This window comes from Blautia sp. KLE_1732_HM_1032 (assembly GCF_025147905.1).
Taxonomy (GTDB): domain Bacteria; phylum Bacillota; class Clostridia; order Lachnospirales; family Lachnospiraceae; genus Blautia_A; species Blautia_A fusiformis.
The window spans coordinates 639,821-657,481 of the sequence record NZ_CP102266.1; the positions used below are offsets into that span (position 1 = coordinate 639,821).

Genomic DNA, 17,661 nt, shown 5'->3' on the forward strand with positions numbered 1-17,661 from the left:
TTGGGTGCAATAAATCCAGATGAAATCATTTCGATTCTCAAGGAAGAAATAAAGAACTATGACGAAATCAGCAAGGACCAGGAAGTAGGCACTGTCATCTCCGTGGGAGATGGTATCGCAACTGTTTATGGCATCGATCATGCCATGTACGGTGAGGTCGTGACCTTCGAGAATGGTCTGAAAGGTATGGTACAGGATGTCCGTGCCAACAGCATGGGATGTATTCTTTTCGGAAAGGATACAGGAATCAAGGAAGGTACCAAGGTTGCCAGAACTGGCAAGCAGGCAGGTATTCCGGTAGGGGATAAATTTATCGGAAGAATCGTGAACGCACTTGGTGAGCCTATTGATGGAAAGGGAGAGATCCAGGCAGAGGAATACCGCCCGATCGAGAACCCGGCTCCTGGAATCATCGACCGTAAGTCTGTAACTGTACCTCTGGAAACAGGAATCCTTTCCATTGATTCCATGTTCCCGATCGGCCGTGGACAGCGAGAGCTGATCATCGGCGACAGACAGACAGGTAAAACATCCATCGCAACCGATACGATCATCAACCAGAAAGGTAAGGATGTGATCTGTATCTATGTTGCTATCGGACAGAAAGCTTCTACCGTTGCAAAGGTAGTTTCCAATCTTGAAAAATACGGTGCAATGGAGTATACAACCGTATTCTCCGCAACAGCCAGCGACTGTGCACCGCTTCAGTATATTGCTCCTTATGCTGGTACTGCTCTTGCAGAGTATTTCATGTATCAGGGTAAAGACGTACTGATCGTATATGATGATCTTTCCAAGCATGCAGTGGCATATCGTGCATTGTCACTTCTGCTTGAGCGTTCTCCGGGACGTGAGGCATATCCTGGTGACGTATTCTATCTTCATTCCAGACTTCTGGAGCGTTCCAGCCGTCTGAGTGAAGAGGCAGGCGGCGGATCCATTACGGCACTTCCGATCATCGAGACACAGGCCGGTGATGTATCTGCATATATTCCTACAAACGTAATTTCCATCACAGATGGTCAGATCTTCCTGGAAAGTGATCTGTTCTTCTCAGGTATGCGTCCGGCAGTCAATGTTGGTCTTTCCGTATCCCGTGTTGGTGGTGCTGCACAGACCAAGGCTATGAAGAAAGCTTCCGGTAGTGTACGTATCGACCTGGCACAGTACAGAGAGATGGAAGTGTTCACCCAGTTCAGTTCAGATCTGGATGAGGCTACAACTGCACAGCTGAAATACGGAAGCTGTCTGATGGAGCTTCTGAAACAGCCGCTCTGCAGCCCGTTAAGTCTTCATCAGCAGGTAATTACTCTCTGCGTTGCGACTCACAAGCTGATGGTAGATGTAGAAAAGAAAGAGATCAAGAAATATCAGAAGGATCTTCTGGAGTACTTTGATAATGTATATCCTGAGATCGGCAAAGAGATCGAGACTACAAAGCAGCTCTCTGATGAGCTTGTAGAGAAAATCGTAAAGGCGGCAGAAGAATTCAGAGATAAGAGCAGGTAGGTGTTGATATGGCAAATGCAAAAGAAATACAGACTCGTATGAAAAGCATTCAGGACACCATGAAGATCACCAATGCGATGTACATGATTTCTTCTTCCAAGATGCAGAAGGCCAAGAAGATCCTGCAGGACACGGAACCATATTTCTATAATATGCAGGCTGCCATTGCCAGGATCCTCCGTCATATGCCGGACATCCAGCATCCTTTCTTCAGTGAGCGTCATCTTGTTCCGAAGGATGAAAGAAAGGTAGGTACCATTGTCATTACAGGTGATAAAGGTATGGCTGGTGCATACAATCATAATGTACAGAAAATGACAGAAGATTTCATGGAAGAGGTACCGGGACATCACAAGCTGTATGTCCTTGGTATGGTAGGGCGTCAGTATTTCGGCAAGAGAGATGTGGATATGGACGGCAGTTTTCATTATACCGTGCAGAAGCCGACTATGCACAGAGCACGCCTTATCACGGAAGAGATCGTACGGGCATTTCTTGAAAGAGAGCTGGATGAAATTCACATTGTCTATACACAGATGCTGAATGCGATGGCAATGGAAAATGTGAATATGCAGCTTTTACCGCTGAAAAAGGCTGATTTTAAGGTGGGTCAGATCCCGGCAGATATTTATCAGGAGGAGATCGTGTTATCTCCGTCTGCAGATGTGCTTCTGGATACTATGATCCCCAACTACCTTACAGGTGTGATCTATGGATGTCTTGTAGAGGCATATGCCAGTGAGAACAGTGCGAGAATGACAGCAATGCAGTCCTCTACAGATAGTGCGAAGGCGATGCTGAAGGATCTTTCCATTCAGTATAATCGTGCACGTCAGGCTGCGATCACCCAGGAGATCACTGAGGTTATCAGCGGTGCTAAAGCACAAAAAAGGAAGTGATGACTATGAATAAAGGTAAGATCGTACAGGTTATGGGACCTGTTGTAGACGTTGTTTTTGAAGACGGACAGCTTCCGGATATCAAGGATGCCCTTGAAGTCGAGAACAACGGTAAGAGATGCGTTATGGAGGTGTCCCAGCACCTTGGAAATAATATCGTACGCTGCATCATGCTGGGAGCCAGCGAGGGCCTGCAGCGAGACAGAGAAGTAACAGCTACCGGAAGCGGTATCAAGGTTCCGGTTGGAGATAAAACACTTGGTCGTCTGTTCAACGTTCTTGGAGATACCGTAGATGGCGGTGATTCCCTGGACGGTGAAGAGCATTGGGTCATCCATCGTGATCCGCCTTCATTTGAAGAGCAGAAACCGGCAGTTGAGATCCTGGAAACAGGTATCAAGGTTATCGACCTTCTTGCTCCATATGCAAAAGGTGGTAAGATCGGTCTGTTCGGTGGTGCCGGTGTTGGTAAGACAGTCCTTATCCAGGAGCTGATCCAGAATATCGCTACCGAGCATGGTGGATATTCTATTTTCACCGGTGTCGGTGAGCGTTCCCGTGAGGGTAATGACCTTTGGACAGAGATGAAGGAATCCGGTGTTCTTGAAAAGACAGCCTTAGTGTTCGGACAGATGAACGAGCCGCCTGGAGCACGTATGCGTGTTGCTGAGACAGGACTTACCATGGCAGAGTATTTCCGTGATCAGGAGCACAGAGATGTACTTCTTTTCATTGATAATATCTTCCGTTTTGTACAGGCAGGATCTGAGGTTTCCGCTCTGCTTGGACGTATGCCATCCGCAGTAGGATATCAGCCTACACTGGCAACTGAGATGGGTGAGCTTCAGGAGAGGATCGCATCTACCAAGGAAGGTTCTGTTACATCTGTACAGGCAGTATATGTACCGGCCGATGACTTAACTGACCCGGCTCCGGCAACAACATTTGCCCATCTGGATGCAACAACCGTTCTTTCCCGTAAGATCGTTGAGCAGGGTATTTATCCGGCCGTAGATCCGCTTGAGTCTACTTCCCGTATCCTGGAGGCAGATATTGTTGGTGAGGAACATTACGAGGTTGCACGTAGAGTACAGGAGATCCTTCAGAAATATAAAGAACTTCAGGACATCATTGCTATTCTTGGTATGGAGGAGCTCTCAGAGGAAGATAAGCAGACAGTATTCCGTGCAAGAAAGATCCAGAAGTTCCTTTCCCAGCCGTTCCATGTAGCTGAGAACTTCACCGGTATCAAAGGTAAATATGTACCTCTGAAAGAGACGATCCGCGGATTTAAGGCGATCATTGACGGCGAGATGGATGATTATCCGGAGAACGCATTCTTTAATGTTGGAACCATTGATGATGTAATTGCAAAAGCAAAAGCCGAGGAGAACCGGCAGTAAGGAGCAGCTATGAGTGAGACATTTGGCCTGGAAATATATGCCAGCAATAAACTGGCTTATGCAGGACGTGCTCAGAAGCTTATTATCCCGGCAGTGGATGGTGAGCAGGGATTTCTTGCCCATCATGCGAATGTTGTAGCTGCCATCATTCCCGGTGAGATGCGTTTTGAGGATGCTGACGGTAATGAGTATGTGTTTGCTGTGAGCAGCGGATTTGTTGAGATGATCAATAACCGTGCCAAGCTGTTCTGCCTCAGCGTAGAGAGTCCGGACGAGATTGATATCCGCCGTGCTCAGGAAGCAAAGGAACGTGCAGAAGAGCAGCTTCGTCAGAAACAGAGCATCCAGGAGTATCATATGAACCAGATGGCACTTGCGAGAGCGATGACACGTCTTAAAGTAACACATAAGCAGTAAATTTAAATCATATAAAAAGATCCATTGTCAGGAAACTGGCAGTGGATCTTTTTTTTCTCTGTTATTTTGTGGATGAAGCAGGATCAGATTCGGTATTTTCCGGATCAGTAATGGAAGAAGCTTCAGAAGCTGTATCTTTGTCTGAGTTATCAGAAGTATGAACAGGCTTTTCTGTCAGCTGCTGATATGGACGGTAGGGTTCCCAGTAATGTTCATCTTTTGTTTCGGTTTCCTGTTTCAGTTTCTTTTTCTGCTGAGTAAGAAGATAAATACCTGCAGCAATGATACCTACAGCAATGACGATCTGCGGAAGGCTGTTGCAGATATTGTATACATAGTCGGCCATATTATTCGGTACAATGAAGTACAGAAGACTTGTGAAACGACTCCACAGGATGCAGATACCAAACAGGATCAGAACCCATGCAGCTGCACTCTGATGTTTTTGTAAGAATTTTCCCATATCACCGGAAAACTGATCCATGTGAAGAATGTAATTATCCTCTACAGAGTAGAATTCTTCTTCTGACAGGGATTTCAGATTATGGACATTAAAAAAACTATAGAACCATATCACCGGGAGAAACATGGCCAGCCATCCAAGACCGGTTATGGATGCCAGTGCGATCGATCCCCAGAATAGCAGCATAATGCTAAGTCCCTGTTTTTTAAATCCCATGTACATTTCCCCGGCACCGGGGATCAGGGAAAAGATAAATACCCAGAAACCATGTTTTTGTTTTTTCATAAATTTACTTGCCTCCGTTTATAATTTTATTCGTAAGATCGTTCAGATTATTACTGATCTTCTGAGAATGTTCACTGAGCTGGGAACCTACCTGCATGGAAAGCTGGTTTAGGCCGGAACCAATGTCAAGGGATGAAGAAATCTTAACTTTTGTTTCCGGTGAAGGATGAAGAGCCGTAAAATCTGTCTGAGATACAGAAAAAAGCATGATCAGCGCAACACCCATGCCTACGGCAGTCCGTAAGCCTGCACAGAGAAGCTTCATCCAATAAGCAGTTTCATGTATTTTTCTGGAAACCTGAACTTCCGGAGAAGCTGCTTTTTTCAGAATTTCATCCTGCAGATAGGATGGAGCATACTCAGAAGCGGCATCCTCATTCTGAAGAAGTTCATCCAGACAGAAGTCACATTGCTCCATATGCTCCAGAAAATGGATCATTTCATCCGTATTCATGGTTCCGTCCTGGAATTTCTGTAATTCATCTTGTGGTATGTGCATCTAATCACTCCTTTCCAGCAGTGCTTTCAGCATAGATCTGGACCGGTAGATCTGCGTCTGGACTGTTTTGATATTTTTATTCTGCGCTTTTGCAATTTCTGCGGCGGTTTTTTCTTCGCAGAAATGCTCAAGGGCAACCTCCCTGTAGGGGCTTTTCAGCGCTGCACATAAATGCCGGATCCGATCCTTGAAATCTTTGTCCAGAAATGCCTCCTCCGGGGAAAACTCTTTATCATGGAGCTGTTCAAAATAGGTGTCCTCTGTGGGAATGGTACGTCTGCCGGCTGCTTTCAGATGATCCAGACATTTTCTGACTGCGATCTTGCTGAGCCAGGCTTTTTCGTAGGTGCCATCAAAACGGGAGAGATTTTTGTAGGCGGAAAGAAAAACATCCTGTGTCAGATCCTCGGCGTCAAAGGGATTGCCCACCGATTTCAGACAAATGGAAAATATTAAGTTTTGGTATGTATGTATCAGATATTCCAGATATTCTTCCCGTGTAATGCAATCAGCTCCCTTCTCTTCCCGCTTCATTTATTATAACGCGGAACCTGAAGGAAAGCCTTCAGCTTTTATAGAAAAATATGTAAATCATTGGATAAATGCCGTTTTTATATAGCGGGGAGAGAAAATTTGGTCTATACTATAAGTCGTCAAAGCAGAGATGCAGAAAGGATGAGACAAATGACAGAGACGAAACGTTTATATTATGAAGATGTATATAAAAAAGAATTTACAGCCAAAGTCCTGGAGTGCAGAGAAGCAAAAAAAGGTTTTCATATCATTCTGGATGAGAGCGCTTTTTACCCGGAGGGCGGCGGACAGCCAAGCGATACCGGATATCTCAACGATGTGAAAGTAAAGGAAGTGCATGAAAAGGAGGGAGAACTTCTTCATTATACAGATCAGCCGATGAAAGCCGGAACAGAAGTACAGGGACGCATCGATTGGGCAAGAAGATTTGATCTGATGCAGCAGCATTCCGGTGAGCATATGGTGAGCGGACTGATCCACGAGGCTTACGGATACGATAATGTAGGCTTTCATATGGGAAGCGATACCATTACCATAGATCTGAATGGCCCGTTGGATGAGGCGCAGCTTGCTGAGATCGAGCGGAAAACAAACCAAAAGATATGGGAAGATACGCAGATAAAGATCATATATCCTACAGCGGAGGAACTGGAAAAAATCGACTACCGAAGCAAAAAAGAGCTCACCGGTCAGGTGCGGATCGTAGAATTTCCAGGGGTGGATATCTGTGCATGCTGCGGAACTCATGTGACACATACCGGAGAGATCGGAATGGTGAAACTTCTTTCCGTGGAAAAATTTCGTGAAGGTGTCCGTATTGAGATGATCTGCGGAAAACGTGTGCTGGATTATCTGAACATGGTCAATGACCAGAACCACCAGATTTCTGTAAAGCTTTCCGCAAAAATGGATAAGACTGCGCAGGCAGTGGAACGCCTTCAGGAAGAGAATTTCCGACTGAAAGGACAGGTTGGGCAGCTGGTAGACGACATGTGCCGGAAAGAGGCAGAGCGTTATGCAGGAAGCGGAAGCGTTCTCATCTTTATGGATGGAATGGATGCAGACAGTGTGCGGAAGCTTGCAGACGCCGTGACACAGACCTGCCAGGGCTGCTGTGCGGTATTTTCCGGAAATGCAGACGGAAGCTACAAGTATGCAATGGGTGAAAAAGACGGCGATCTCCGTCAGTTTACAAAAGAGATGAATGCGAAATTAAACGGACGCGGAGGTGGAAAGCCGTTCTTTGTACAGGGGTCGGTGCAGGCATCTGAGAAAGAGATCCGAAACTTTTTTGAGCAGTGATGAAAATGTTTGGGGAATGTCATGCACATATATTTCTCAATGGCTATGATTACCGGAAAGCCGTTGAGACACAGAAAAACGGGCCCCGGGATGCACTGATCCGTGCTCATTTTGAGGAATACCGGAAAAGAGGAATCCGTTTTGTGAGAGACGGAGGAGATCATTACGGTGTGTCAAAACGGGCTGCCAGACTGGCCCCTGAATATGAAATTGACTATCGCACACCGGTTTTTGCCATTTATAAAGAGGGGCATTACGGGAAGATCGTTGGAAAAAGCTTTTCAGACATGAAGGAATATCACAGAAGAGTTCTGGAAGCTGCCGCTGAAGGTGCGGATTTTATCAAGATCATGACTACAGGGCTTCTGGATTTTGCAGATCACGGGAAAATTACGGGAACGTCGCTTTCAGCAACGGATGTGAAAGAAATGGTACATATTGCTCATGAAGAGGGATTTGCCGTGATGAGCCATACAAATGGATGCTATGGCGTACAGGCAGCAGTGGAGGCTGGTGTTGACAGTATTGAACATGGGAACTATATGGATGATGAGACGATTTCCATGCTGGCAGACAGCGAAAGCGTGTGGGTTCCGACACTTGTAACTGTGCGGAATCTTAAAGGCTGCGGCAGATTTGAAGATACGATCCTTGCATCTATTATAAAGACAGGCGAGCAGAATCTGAAGAAAGCTTTTGAAAAGAAGGTTCATGTGGCAGTAGGAAGCGATGCCGGTGCATATCAGGTTCTTCACGGCCAGGGTGTGCAGGATGAAAGCAGAGCTTTTTTTGATATACTGGGTGATACGCAGGCAGTACGAAGCTGGATGGAAGATGGAGAAAAAAGGATCCGTACCATCTTCCGTCACGGGTCTTCGAATTTAATACAGGTATAAATATTGGAGGTGCGTGATTTCGCAGGGTTGAAAGTAACCCGGAGATCGGCACCTTCTTCCATTCCGCTTGAGGAAAGGTCCGGAACGTTTTCACGGCTGCAGAGGATCTTTACGCCGTCGTATGTCTGGAGTAGCACGGTATTGGCGGTTGTGCCCAGGATCGTGCCGGTTACAGTAGAAGTAATGTTGCGTACTGAAAGTATGTCCGGATCCTCCCCGGTGATTCCACGGATCTTCATGCCGCTGGTGGATTCACCATTAAATTTACCGGTATAGATAATGTTTACATAAGATCCCGGAGCCATTCCTCCTTTGAAATATACAGGAACCGAGGAAAGCGAAACAGTCAGTTCCGATCCTGTGGTCTGCGGAATGACAGTCATTGTGCCGGTGCTGACATTTACGATCTTTGCACGGAGATGCTGCTCTTTTTTCTTCGGTTCAGGGGAAGGCGTAGGAGTTGCTGCAGGTACTTTCAGTGGATCCGTATCGGAGACACTGATCACTTTTGTGAAACTGCCGTCATACTGTTTGTCATCCACGAGTGTTTCGTTGATGAATTTACCGCGAAAATGGACATAGACCCACTTGCCGGCCTTGATGCCTTTTTTGTAGTATTGTCTGACACCGGTGACAGGGAAGGTTACGGTATTTCCCTTTTCTGTAACTATCACAAGGGCATTGGAGGTGAGTGATTTCACTTTGCCCTTTAAAGTGCGGTCCTCCAGAGGAGTTTCATTATGATATTTGTCGGTTATTTTGATGGGGGAAATGGTGCTGATATCCGTTCCGGAAAGCTGTCCCTGGTAGATCACACTGACCTGATCACTGGATACAACGCCGTATTTGCATTCAAGCCTTGTCTGGGAAACATCAAATACATAGGTTTCTCCATTGCTGGAAATCGTCAGGTGTGTACCGTCAAAATCCAGCAGTGTGCCGGTAAGCTCATCCATATAAACACGTTCTTCCGTGGAAGGCTCCTGATCTTCCTGTTCTGTGGAATCTGAAGCAGTAACGTCTGAAATTTTATCCTGAAGAGAAATAATATGATCATCGATCTGATCATTGCTGCAGCCTCCCGCAAAAAGGGAAAGGCCGAGAATCATACATGCAGCAGACAGTTTTTTCATTTGTGTCCTCCGACCCGGGATAACGGTCAGTCCTGTTTATCTGTAAGATCATGGGTTTCCGACGCCGGTATAAAGTCAAAGATCTGGCGGAAAGAATCCCATTGCTCACGGCTGTCGATTCCATGGTTGATCAGACCCGTGCATTCAGTACAGGCATTGGTATCCAGATAATTATCGTAATAAATATGATAGGGATTTTGGGTGTTTTTTTCCTGCGGATCGTTCATCGGATCAGTCTCCTTATTGATTGATAAGGATCAGTATATGAAGGCAGGAAAGATTTTATACATATTAAGGGTATTATAGCAAAAAGATTTTTTGATTTCTACAGGGATTTACGGAAAATCCATGCATTTACTGAAAACGTGTTCCTACAGGCTGAACACGGAACCAGTAGGTATAGGAATACTGAAATCCAAGAGAGCTGTAAAGCTTTTCTGCGGAAGTATTGTTTTTTACCACCTGAAGATAAGCGTGGCTGGCGCCTCTTTTTTTGCCCTCATTGAGAAGACCGGTACAGATCTGACGGGCATATCCTCTGCGGCGATAATCTTCACGTACATGAATGGCATAGATACCGATGTAGTCGCGATCCAGGATTCCAAGACCTGTGGCAATGATCACGCCGTTTTTTGTTATGGAAGCGCAGACAGTTTCCTTAAGAATGGCACGGTACATGGAAGGAACGACGCTTCGATGGATCGGATTTGTAGTTCTTTTCAAGTCAAAAAGGCTGTGGATCCAGAAATCAGGAATTTCATTGGAAAAAAGCACATCGGTGACAGGCGCATCCAGAACGGCATTGTCCAGGTCTACAGTCATAACATTTGTTATGTGCTGAACGGAATAGCCCCTGTTTTCCAGCATATAGTCAAAATCCGGGGATACAAGGGGGCTGATCTTAAAGATCGCAGGAGTTCCCAGACGCTTATAGACCTGTTCGCAGTAGGGGATTTTTTCGCGCCATGGAAGTGTGGAGGTTCCGAACTGTTCCACACTGTTGGTCCTGTGCGTATAGAAATAAGAAAAACGTAAGATCCATCCGTCATAAAGTTCCATTTTATGGGAAGGCCATGCGTTCAGTGACATATCTTCGATTTTTTTGATCGTTGTTTCCATAGTATTACCTTTCTGATATGATCAATTTATAAAGTTTATCTGCCAGGATCTGATGCCCCTGTGGTGTGAGATGGATACCGTCAGAAGTTATTGATGCAGGCCCGGACCGTGCAGCTTCCTGATCCAGATCGTTCTGCAGCGGGAGAAAAACGGCTCCATGATCCTGACTGATCTTTTTAATATGCACGGACATCTGTGAAAGAAGGGGAGCCCAGGAAGCGTAGCAGCGTGGCCATGGAAAAACAAAGGGTTCCAGGAAATAGAGCTTTCGTTTCCGGGAGTTTGTGCAGGATAGCTTTTTTGCAAGGAGCTCATAACGGGTGACAAATTTGTTCATCAGATCCTGCTGTTGTGCAGATGAACGGCGGGTGTTCATCATGATCCCCACATCATTGATCCCGATCAGGACGGTAACAATATCCGGATCAGAGCTTTCCAGCCAGAAATCTGTGTTCTGAAGAAGCCGTTCCAGGGTGAAACCATCAATACCTCTATTTTCAATGGAAAATCGGTGATCTGTGTTATGAAGCAGACAGGAGAGCTGCTTCACATATCCTTTTCCAAGAGGATCTGCGGAGAAAAGCCGTCCGCAATCTGTGATACTGTCTCCGAGACACAAAATGCGAGTCATCCAATTCCTTCTTTCTGTTATACCGGGCGGATAATTATCCGCAGTCGATTATTTTCGTATTGGTGCTTTGATAGTAGCACTTACACCAGCAGTGGTCAAGCGTACGAAATACCGGAAAATGGGTAAAAAACGAATAAACGTGAAAAACATGAAAATTTTTTAAAAAAATTAAAAAAAGTACTTGCATTTTGAAAGAAAGTGTTATATACTAACGAAGTCGGTTGAGGGAAACAACAAAAAACGAAATCAAACGACAGAAACAAAAGAATATGGCCAGTTGGTCAAGGGGCTAAGACGCCGCCCTCTCACGGCGGAAACACGGGTTCGATTCCCGTACTGGCTATTAACTGAAAGCAATCAGAACATGTTTCTGGTTGCTTTTTTGTTTATGATCACAAATGGGGATTTTGGGAGGTTTTACTATGATCATTGATAATGTGTATGTTTTTACACCGGACAAAGCATTTGTAAAAGGCGGGATTATCCTGGATGGGGATAAGATCCGACAGGTTTATGAAGAAAAGGATGCGCCGCAGCTTAACGGGGATGTTCTGGACGGAAAAGGCTGCTACGCCATTCCGGGACTGATCGATCTGCATTTTCATGGATGCAAGGGAGATGATTTCTGCGACGGAGACAAGGCTGCGATCGGAAGGATCGCGGAATATGAGGCATCGGTAGGAGTTACAGCGATCGCACCGGCTACCATGACTTTACCGGTAGAGGAACTGGAGCAGATTCTCCATACAGCTGCAGAATATAAAAAAGAAACAAAGGACTGCCGTAAGGCGGATTTTCTGGGGATCAATATGGAAGGGCCTTTTATCAGCCCGGCGAAAAAAGGGGCACAGGACGCGAGGAATATCCTGCCATGTAATGTGGAAATCTGTGACCGTTTTTTAAAGGCCTCGGAAGGTCTGGTAAAATTTATAGGGATTGCACCTGAAGAAAGTGAGCATGCAGCAGAATTTATCCGGGAAGTTCATGAAAGGGTCAATGTTTCTCTGGCACATACCAATGCAGATTACGATACAGCAATGGAAGCATGCAGAGCAGGAGCAAACCATGCAGTCCATCTGTATAACGCAATGCCTGCGTTTACGCATCGTGCACCAGGTGTCGTAGGGGCTGTTTTTGATAATAAGGATGTTATGGCAGAGATCATCTGTGACGGGATCCATATCCATCCGTCTGTTGTTCGAGCTACCTTTCAGATGATGGGAGCTGACAGGATGATCCTGATCAGCGACAGTATGAGAGCTACCGGTATGCCGGACGGCCAGTATACACTGGGCGGACTGGATGTTAAGGTTGTGGGAAGACTTGCCACGCTGGTATCTGACGGTGCGATCGCAGGATCTGCCACAAATCTGATGGACTGTATGCGTACAGTTGTTAAAAAGATGGAGCTTCCGCTGGAAACAGCCGTGGCCTGCGCGACCATAAATCCGGCCAGAAGCCTTGGTGTGGAAGAACAGTACGGATCTCTGGAAGCAGGTAAAAAAGCTCATGTGGTACTGCTGGATCAGGATCTGGAACTGAAAGCAGTGATCAAGGACGGAGTAAAGATCCGATAAGCTCATAGAAGATAAAGCGATAAAAAATAAAAAGATAAAAAGAATTTCAGGAGCAGATGACAGCAAAATTCGTGTCAGAATTTGTCGAACGAAAATGCTGGACAAAATGCTCCTGAAATTCTATAATTAATTTCACCAGAGATCTTCTGGTATCGATCACCGCCAGGTCAGGCGGGAAATCCCATTTTTATCATAACTGAATAAACATATATTTTAAGAAGGAAAGGGGGCGTGTATGTTTCTTTATGGAGAATTATCCGTGGTGATATCTGCGATGGCGGTCTGGATGGATCTTAAAGATGCATCTGTAGACAATGGATGGATCCTTTTTTCTTTTATGATCGGTTTCCTGATCCAGATCACAGAAAACGGGCCGAAAGGTGGAGTGATCTTTTTGGCAGGAGTGGCTGTGCCGGTGCTTCTTTTGGGAATTCTTTTTATATTCCATATGATCGGCGCCGGAGATATCAAGCTTCTGTGCGCACTTGGCGGGATCATGGGGCCGCGGACAGTTATGGAATGTATTGTTTATTCTCTGCTTGCAGGTGCAGGCATTTCTCTGGCAATTCTTATTTCTACAGGCGGTATCCGCCGACGATTCCTTTATTTATATCAGTATATGAATGAGTTTTACTGTACCGGTGAGATACGTCCTTATTACAGAAAGGGGATGAGCTTTCCGGAGAACTTTCATTTTACGGTACCCATATTTTTGAGTGCGGTGCTTTATGCAGGAGGTGTGTATTGAAGAAAAACATATTTGCAGTCTGTGATCTGGAGGTGGATTATGCTTTCAATTTTATGGATTATCTGAACCAGAAAAAGAATCTTCCGTTTGAGATCCAGGCATTTACCACGGCGGAAAGTCTCATTGCTTACGGAAAAGAAAATCATATTGAGTTGCTGCTGATTTCCGATAAAGCAATGCGAAAAGAAGTCCGTGACCTTGGCATCGGAAAGATCATCATTCTTTCAGAGGGTGTGCATCCTCCGGAACTGGATCAGTATTCAAGTGTGTATAAATATCAATCTTCCTCAGATGTGATAAGGGAGGTGATGGCCTGCTATGGAGAAGAGAAGTCTCTTGATCCGGTAACTTTTCCTGTGTTGAAAAAGACAATGGAGATCATCGGTGTTTTTTCTCCTCTGGGCAGATGTCTGAAGACATCCTTTGCACTTGCGCTGGGACAGATACTGGCGAAAGAACGTGCCGTTCTTTATCTGAATCTGGAATCCTATTCTGGTTTTGAAGAACTTCTTGGGAAAAAATTTCCGGCTAATCTGAGTGATCTGTTTTATTATGTTCGCCAGGGAAATGAAAACCTGATCCATAGAATGAACGGAATGATCCAGACAGTAAACAATCTGGATTTTATACCGCCTGTAAGAACACCTTCAGATATCCGGACCGTGGACTGGGAAGACTGGGAGCGGCTGTTGCAGGAGATCGTACTTCACAGTTCCTATGAAGTGCTGATCCTGGATATGGGAGAAAATGGAGATGAGGATTTCCGGCTTCTGGAAATGTGCAGAAAAATCTATATGCCGGTTTTGAATGACACACTTTCTGTCTGTAAGGTGACACAATTCGAAAATCTTCTGCGTATCTGGAATAAAGAAAAGATCCTGGAAAAAACAGAAAAGGTGCATCTGCCCTTTCATATGGATAGGATCTCTTCTGACGCTTACGTAGAACAGCTGGTCTGGAGTGAACTGGGAGATTATATCCGTGAACTTTTGAGAAAGGAGCGGTCATGAACAGAGAAAAATTCCGGGAAATGTATGATCTGCTCATGGAACAGCTGGATGTTTCCAGAGAGCTGTCCGATGATGAGATCCTGGGGGTGATCGATGAACTGATATTAACTCAGGCAAGGGAACTGCTTCTTTCACTGAAGGAGAAAGTAGAGCTCAGACAGGAGCTGTTCTGTTCTGTGCGCAAGCTGGATGTTCTGCAGGAACTGATCGATGATGAAAGTGTTACGGAGATCATGGTAAATGGTCCGGATCATATTTTTGTGGAACGTGGAGGAAAACTGACCAGATGGAATAAGGTCTTCACGTCAGAAGAGAAGCTGGAGGATGTGATCCAGCAGATCGTAGGGCGCTGTAACCGGGTTGTCAACGAGTCCATGCCCATTGTAGATGCAAGGCTGGAAAACGGAGCACGTGTGAATGCAGTGGTTTATCCGGTTGCTCTGAATGGTCCGATCCTGACGATCCGTCGTTTTCCGGATGATCCTATCACAATGGAAAAACTGATCGCTTTTGGAAGCATCACCGAAGAATGTGCACAGTTTTTAAAAAAACTTGTTCAGGCAAGATATTCTATTGTGATCGGTGGAGGTACAGGCAGTGGAAAAACAACATTCCTTGGAGCTGTTACAGAATATATTCCAAAAGATGAGCGCCTGATCACCATTGAAGATAATGCGGAGCTTAAGATCCGGGGAATTGATAACCTGGTATGTCTGGAGGCAAAAATGGCCAATATGGCGGGCGCGGTGTCAGTAACGATTCGAGATCTGATCCGGTCAGCCCTTCGAATGAGGCCGGACAGGATAATTGTAGGGGAAGTCCGTGGAGGAGAGGCAGTGGATATGCTGCAGAGCCTGAATACGGGACATGATGGAAGCCTTTCAACACTTCATGCAAACAGCAGTCAGGATATGCTTTCCCGAATTGAAACGATGACATTGATGGGGATCGATCTTCCCCTGGAAGCAATCCGAAGGCAGATCGCTTCCGGGGTAGACATTCTGGTACATCTCGGGCGTATGCGGGATAAAAGCAGAAAGCTGCTGGAAATCACAGAAGTATGTGGATTTGAAAACGGAGAGATCCAGACCAGGCCGCTGTATCGCTGGGAAGAAGGAAAGGGACTTGTAAAAACCGGAGAACTTTTGCATTGTGAAAAAATGAAACGGGCAGGAATCAGACTATGAAAGAGCGGAAAGGAAAGAATCAGAAATGGAGATCTACGAGGAAAGATTACAGGATGTATCATTTTACGGGGAAGGAGACCGCAAAGTATCTTCTGGAGGGAGCTGCCGTATGCGCTGCAGCCGACTATCTGTTTTATCAGAGCCTTCCTGTGTTGCTGTTTATGCTTCCAATACCAGTGCTTTTTCTGAAAATGCAGAGGAAAAAATGCACTGCACGGCAGCAGAGGGAGCTGAATTACCAGTTCCGGGATGCTCTGACGGCCATGAATGTGGCGGTACAGGCCGGCTATTCCGCGGAGAATGCGGTGCGTGCCAGTGTAAAGGATCTGGGGAGACTTTATGAAAAGGGAAGTGATATCCTGGATGAATTTCGGTATATCGAAAGCCAGCTGCGTCTGAGTGTTCCGGTGGAAGAGCTGTTCCTGGATCTGGGAAAACGCAGCGGAGTGGAAGATATTGAAAATTTCGCAGCAGTATTTTATACAGCAAAAAGAACAGGCGGGGATATGACGCAGGTGATCCAGAAAGTAGCCAGAATGCTTAGTGATAAGATCGAGGTAAAAAAAGAGATCGAGGCAACGCTGGCCGCAAAGAAATCGGAACAGATGGTTATGAGTATCATGCCGGCCGGTATCATCTGCTATCTGAAACTGACTTCGCCGGGATTTTTGGATGTACTTTATGGGAATCCTTTCGGAATCTGTGCCATGACAGTTTGCATGGTGATCTATGGCTTGTCTTACTGGCTGGGTGTGAAGATTGTAGACATAGAAGTGTAGGTGAGGATAATGTGGATACATATTTTGATATTTATGGTGATCCTTGGGGTGTTTCTGGCAGGAAAAATGGGGCGGCTGCCTCCGGAAGCCGGAAATCCGGAAGAAAAGAAACTGTTTATACGGATAGCGCTTACCGGAAATATCATCGGTATGCTCCTGACATTTCAAAGTGGCGGAGATAAGGTTTATTCATCCGGATACCGTATGGAAAAAGAGGAGACAGGTGCTTATGAAGAGAAATTCAAAGTATCTGTAGACGGAGAAGAAGCCGGTTCCCTGTATGTGCAGGTGCCGGAAAAAGAAACAGAAGGATCCGAAGAAGAACCGGAAACAGAACTTAGCGAAGAACAGCAGCGCGAGAAAGAGCTGCAGGACATGATCGTACAATATAATCAGAAAAAAAACGATCCGCAGTACTATTATCTTCCAGATGAATGGAATGGAAAACATCTTGAATGGGAGCAGCCAAAAGACAAAACAGGAAACCTGCTTTCAGCTCTTGGTCTGGCAGCAGCGGCAGCAGCTGTCATTGCAAAAAAACGGGAAGAACAGAATGCTCAGATAAAAAGAAGAGAACAGATGCTGATGGATTACCCAGGACTGATCATGAAATTTACCCTTCTGGTGCAGGCAGGCTTAACTGCCAGAAAAGCGTTCCAGAAAATAGCACTGGATTACGGAAAGAGAGAAGATGGTAAAAAACGTGAGGCTTACGAAGAAATCCGAGTAGCCTGTTATGAGATGGACAGTGGGATTTCCGAAGCAGAGGCTTACCGGAGATTTGGAGAACGGTGCGGACAGGTAAAGTATAAAACTCTGTCAACACTACTGATCCAGAACCTCCAGAAAGGAAGCAGGTATCTGGCCGATCTGCTGGAAAAGGAATCCGTGGAAGCCTGGGAGGAGCGAAAAAGAAAAGCAAGAGTGCTGGGAGATACAGCAGCAACAAAACTGCTTCTTCCGATGGTCTTGATGCTCCTGGTGGTGATGGCGGTGATCATGCTTCCGGCATGCCTTTCCTTTTACGGAGGGTAGGACTGGAGAACAGAGAAAGGAAATGTGAGGTGACAAATGAAAATATGTGGAAGTATGTAAAAGAATTTGCGATGGAAGAGGATGCGGTGGGTGTTGTGGAGATCATCCTGATTCTGGTGGTTCTGATCAGTCTGGTCATCATCTTTAAGGAACAGCTTACAGCACTTGTTAAAAAAATCCTTACAAAAATCACAAAACAAAGCAATACGATCTGAAAATAAGAAAAAACGGTGAT

General features: G+C 45.6%; 20 protein-coding genes and 1 tRNA gene. 14 read left to right on the forward strand and 7 right to left on the reverse strand.

All coding sequences use genetic code 11. The annotated features are described in order from the left end of the window. From atpA to atpC, 4 genes are read left to right on the forward strand one after another with little or no spacing between them, the layout of a single operon-like run. The gene (gene atpA / locus NQ489_RS03185) at positions 1 to 1,509 is read left to right on the forward strand and encodes a F0F1 ATP synthase subunit alpha (protein ID WP_021652816.1); all 1,509 of its coding nucleotides are present in this window, start codon (positions 1 to 3) and stop codon (positions 1,507 to 1,509) included. Between the two features lie 8 nt (positions 1,510 to 1,517). Next, a complete protein-coding gene (gene atpG / locus NQ489_RS03190; protein ID WP_015525580.1) occupies positions 1,518 to 2,408 on the forward strand; it encodes an ATP synthase F1 subunit gamma in 891 nt (296 codons plus the stop codon). Positions 2,409 to 2,413: 5 nt separating this feature from the next. Then, positions 2,414 to 3,811: a F0F1 ATP synthase subunit beta gene (atpD, locus tag NQ489_RS03195; RefSeq protein WP_015525581.1), complete on the forward strand. Its 1,398-nt coding sequence runs from the start codon at positions 2,414 to 2,416 to the stop codon at positions 3,809 to 3,811. 9 nt (positions 3,812 to 3,820) lie between these two features. Further along, positions 3,821 to 4,228 carry an ATP synthase F1 subunit epsilon gene (gene atpC / locus NQ489_RS03200; RefSeq protein ID WP_015525582.1) on the forward strand — a complete coding sequence of 136 codons (408 nt, stop codon included), beginning with the start codon at positions 3,821 to 3,823 and terminating at the stop codon, positions 4,226 to 4,228. Positions 4,229 to 4,289: 61 nt separating this feature from the next. Here atpC and NQ489_RS03205 read toward each other — a convergent pair whose 3' ends face one another. Genes NQ489_RS03205 through NQ489_RS03215 form a run of 3 tightly spaced genes read right to left on the reverse strand, consistent with a single transcriptional unit; the run spans position 4,290 to position 6,009 of the window. After that, a complete protein-coding gene (locus NQ489_RS03205; RefSeq protein WP_021652818.1) occupies positions 4,290 to 4,976 on the reverse strand; it encodes a hypothetical protein in 687 nt (228 codons plus the stop codon). Positions 4,977 to 4,980: 4 nt separating this feature from the next. After that, positions 4,981 to 5,475, reverse strand: coding sequence for a hypothetical protein (locus NQ489_RS03210; protein ID WP_021652819.1), 495 nt, complete (start codon positions 5,473 to 5,475; stop codon positions 4,981 to 4,983). Next, positions 5,476 to 6,009 (reverse strand): RNA polymerase sigma factor, encoded by a 534-nt coding sequence (locus tag NQ489_RS03215; protein WP_021652820.1) that lies wholly within the window; start codon positions 6,007 to 6,009, stop codon positions 5,476 to 5,478. A 150-nt stretch (positions 6,010 to 6,159) separates the two neighbouring features. Here NQ489_RS03215 and NQ489_RS03220 point away from each other — a divergent pair, with 150 nt between their 5' ends. Next, a complete protein-coding gene (locus NQ489_RS03220; protein ID WP_044962280.1) occupies positions 6,160 to 7,311 on the forward strand; it encodes a serine-tRNA(Ala) deacylase AlaX in 1,152 nt (383 codons plus the stop codon). 5 nt (positions 7,312 to 7,316) lie between these two features. Next, the gene (locus NQ489_RS03225) at positions 7,317 to 8,207 is read left to right on the forward strand and encodes an amidohydrolase family protein (protein ID WP_044962304.1); all 891 of its coding nucleotides are present in this window, start codon (positions 7,317 to 7,319) and stop codon (positions 8,205 to 8,207) included. On the opposite strand, the gene NQ489_RS03230 is transcribed toward NQ489_RS03225, so the two are convergent. From NQ489_RS03230 to NQ489_RS03245, 4 genes are all read right to left on the reverse strand, one after another. Further along, a complete protein-coding gene (locus NQ489_RS03230; protein WP_021652823.1) occupies positions 8,177 to 9,340 on the reverse strand; it encodes a hypothetical protein in 1,164 nt (387 codons plus the stop codon). The two genes, NQ489_RS03225 and NQ489_RS03230, sit on opposite strands and share 31 nt — an antisense overlap. A gap of 26 nt (positions 9,341 to 9,366) precedes the next feature. Beyond that, on the reverse strand, positions 9,367 to 9,567 hold the full coding sequence (locus NQ489_RS03235) for a hypothetical protein (RefSeq protein ID WP_021652824.1): 201 nt from the start codon (positions 9,565 to 9,567) through the stop codon (positions 9,367 to 9,369). A gap of 127 nt (positions 9,568 to 9,694) precedes the next feature. Then, positions 9,695 to 10,459, reverse strand: coding sequence for a GNAT family N-acetyltransferase (locus NQ489_RS03240; RefSeq protein ID WP_021652826.1), 765 nt, complete (start codon positions 10,457 to 10,459; stop codon positions 9,695 to 9,697). 4 nt (positions 10,460 to 10,463) lie between these two features. Continuing rightward, on the reverse strand, positions 10,464 to 11,090 hold the full coding sequence (locus NQ489_RS03245) for an SGNH/GDSL hydrolase family protein (RefSeq protein WP_021652827.1): 627 nt from the start codon (positions 11,088 to 11,090) through the stop codon (positions 10,464 to 10,466). A 271-nt stretch (positions 11,091 to 11,361) separates the two neighbouring features. Between NQ489_RS03245 and NQ489_RS03250 the strand changes: the two genes are divergently transcribed. The 8 genes from NQ489_RS03250 to NQ489_RS03285 all read left to right on the forward strand — a co-directional run bounded on the left by NQ489_RS03250 (position 11,362) and on the right by NQ489_RS03285 (position 17,641). Then, a tRNA-Glu gene (locus NQ489_RS03250) sits at positions 11,362 to 11,433 on the forward strand. Between the two features lie 79 nt (positions 11,434 to 11,512). Beyond that, positions 11,513 to 12,667: an N-acetylglucosamine-6-phosphate deacetylase gene (gene nagA, locus NQ489_RS03255; RefSeq protein WP_044962282.1), complete on the forward strand. Its 1,155-nt coding sequence runs from the start codon at positions 11,513 to 11,515 to the stop codon at positions 12,665 to 12,667. A 235-nt stretch (positions 12,668 to 12,902) separates the two neighbouring features. After that, entirely contained in the window at positions 12,903 to 13,415 is a 513-nt protein-coding gene (locus NQ489_RS03260) for a prepilin peptidase (protein ID WP_021652829.1), read from the forward strand. Beyond that, positions 13,412 to 14,425 carry a hypothetical protein gene (locus tag NQ489_RS03265; protein WP_021652830.1) on the forward strand — a complete coding sequence of 338 codons (1,014 nt, stop codon included), beginning with the start codon at positions 13,412 to 13,414 and terminating at the stop codon, positions 14,423 to 14,425. The genes NQ489_RS03260 and NQ489_RS03265 overlap by 4 nt, the downstream gene beginning before the upstream one ends. Continuing rightward, positions 14,422 to 15,612 (forward strand): CpaF family protein, encoded by a 1,191-nt coding sequence (locus tag NQ489_RS03270; RefSeq protein WP_021652831.1) that lies wholly within the window; start codon positions 14,422 to 14,424, stop codon positions 15,610 to 15,612. The genes NQ489_RS03265 and NQ489_RS03270 overlap by 4 nt, the downstream gene beginning before the upstream one ends. Continuing rightward, complete coding sequence (locus NQ489_RS03275; RefSeq protein ID WP_021652832.1) at positions 15,609 to 16,391, forward strand: type II secretion system F family protein; 783 nt, start codon at positions 15,609 to 15,611, stop codon at positions 16,389 to 16,391. The genes NQ489_RS03270 and NQ489_RS03275 overlap by 4 nt, the downstream gene beginning before the upstream one ends. Before the next feature lie 9 nt (positions 16,392 to 16,400). Beyond that, positions 16,401 to 17,426, forward strand: coding sequence for a type II secretion system F family protein (locus NQ489_RS03280; protein ID WP_021652833.1), 1,026 nt, complete (start codon positions 16,401 to 16,403; stop codon positions 17,424 to 17,426). A gap of 44 nt (positions 17,427 to 17,470) precedes the next feature. Next, a complete protein-coding gene (locus NQ489_RS03285; protein WP_044962312.1) occupies positions 17,471 to 17,641 on the forward strand; it encodes a Flp1 family type IVb pilin in 171 nt (56 codons plus the stop codon). Positions 17,642 to 17,661 lie beyond the last annotated feature (20 nt).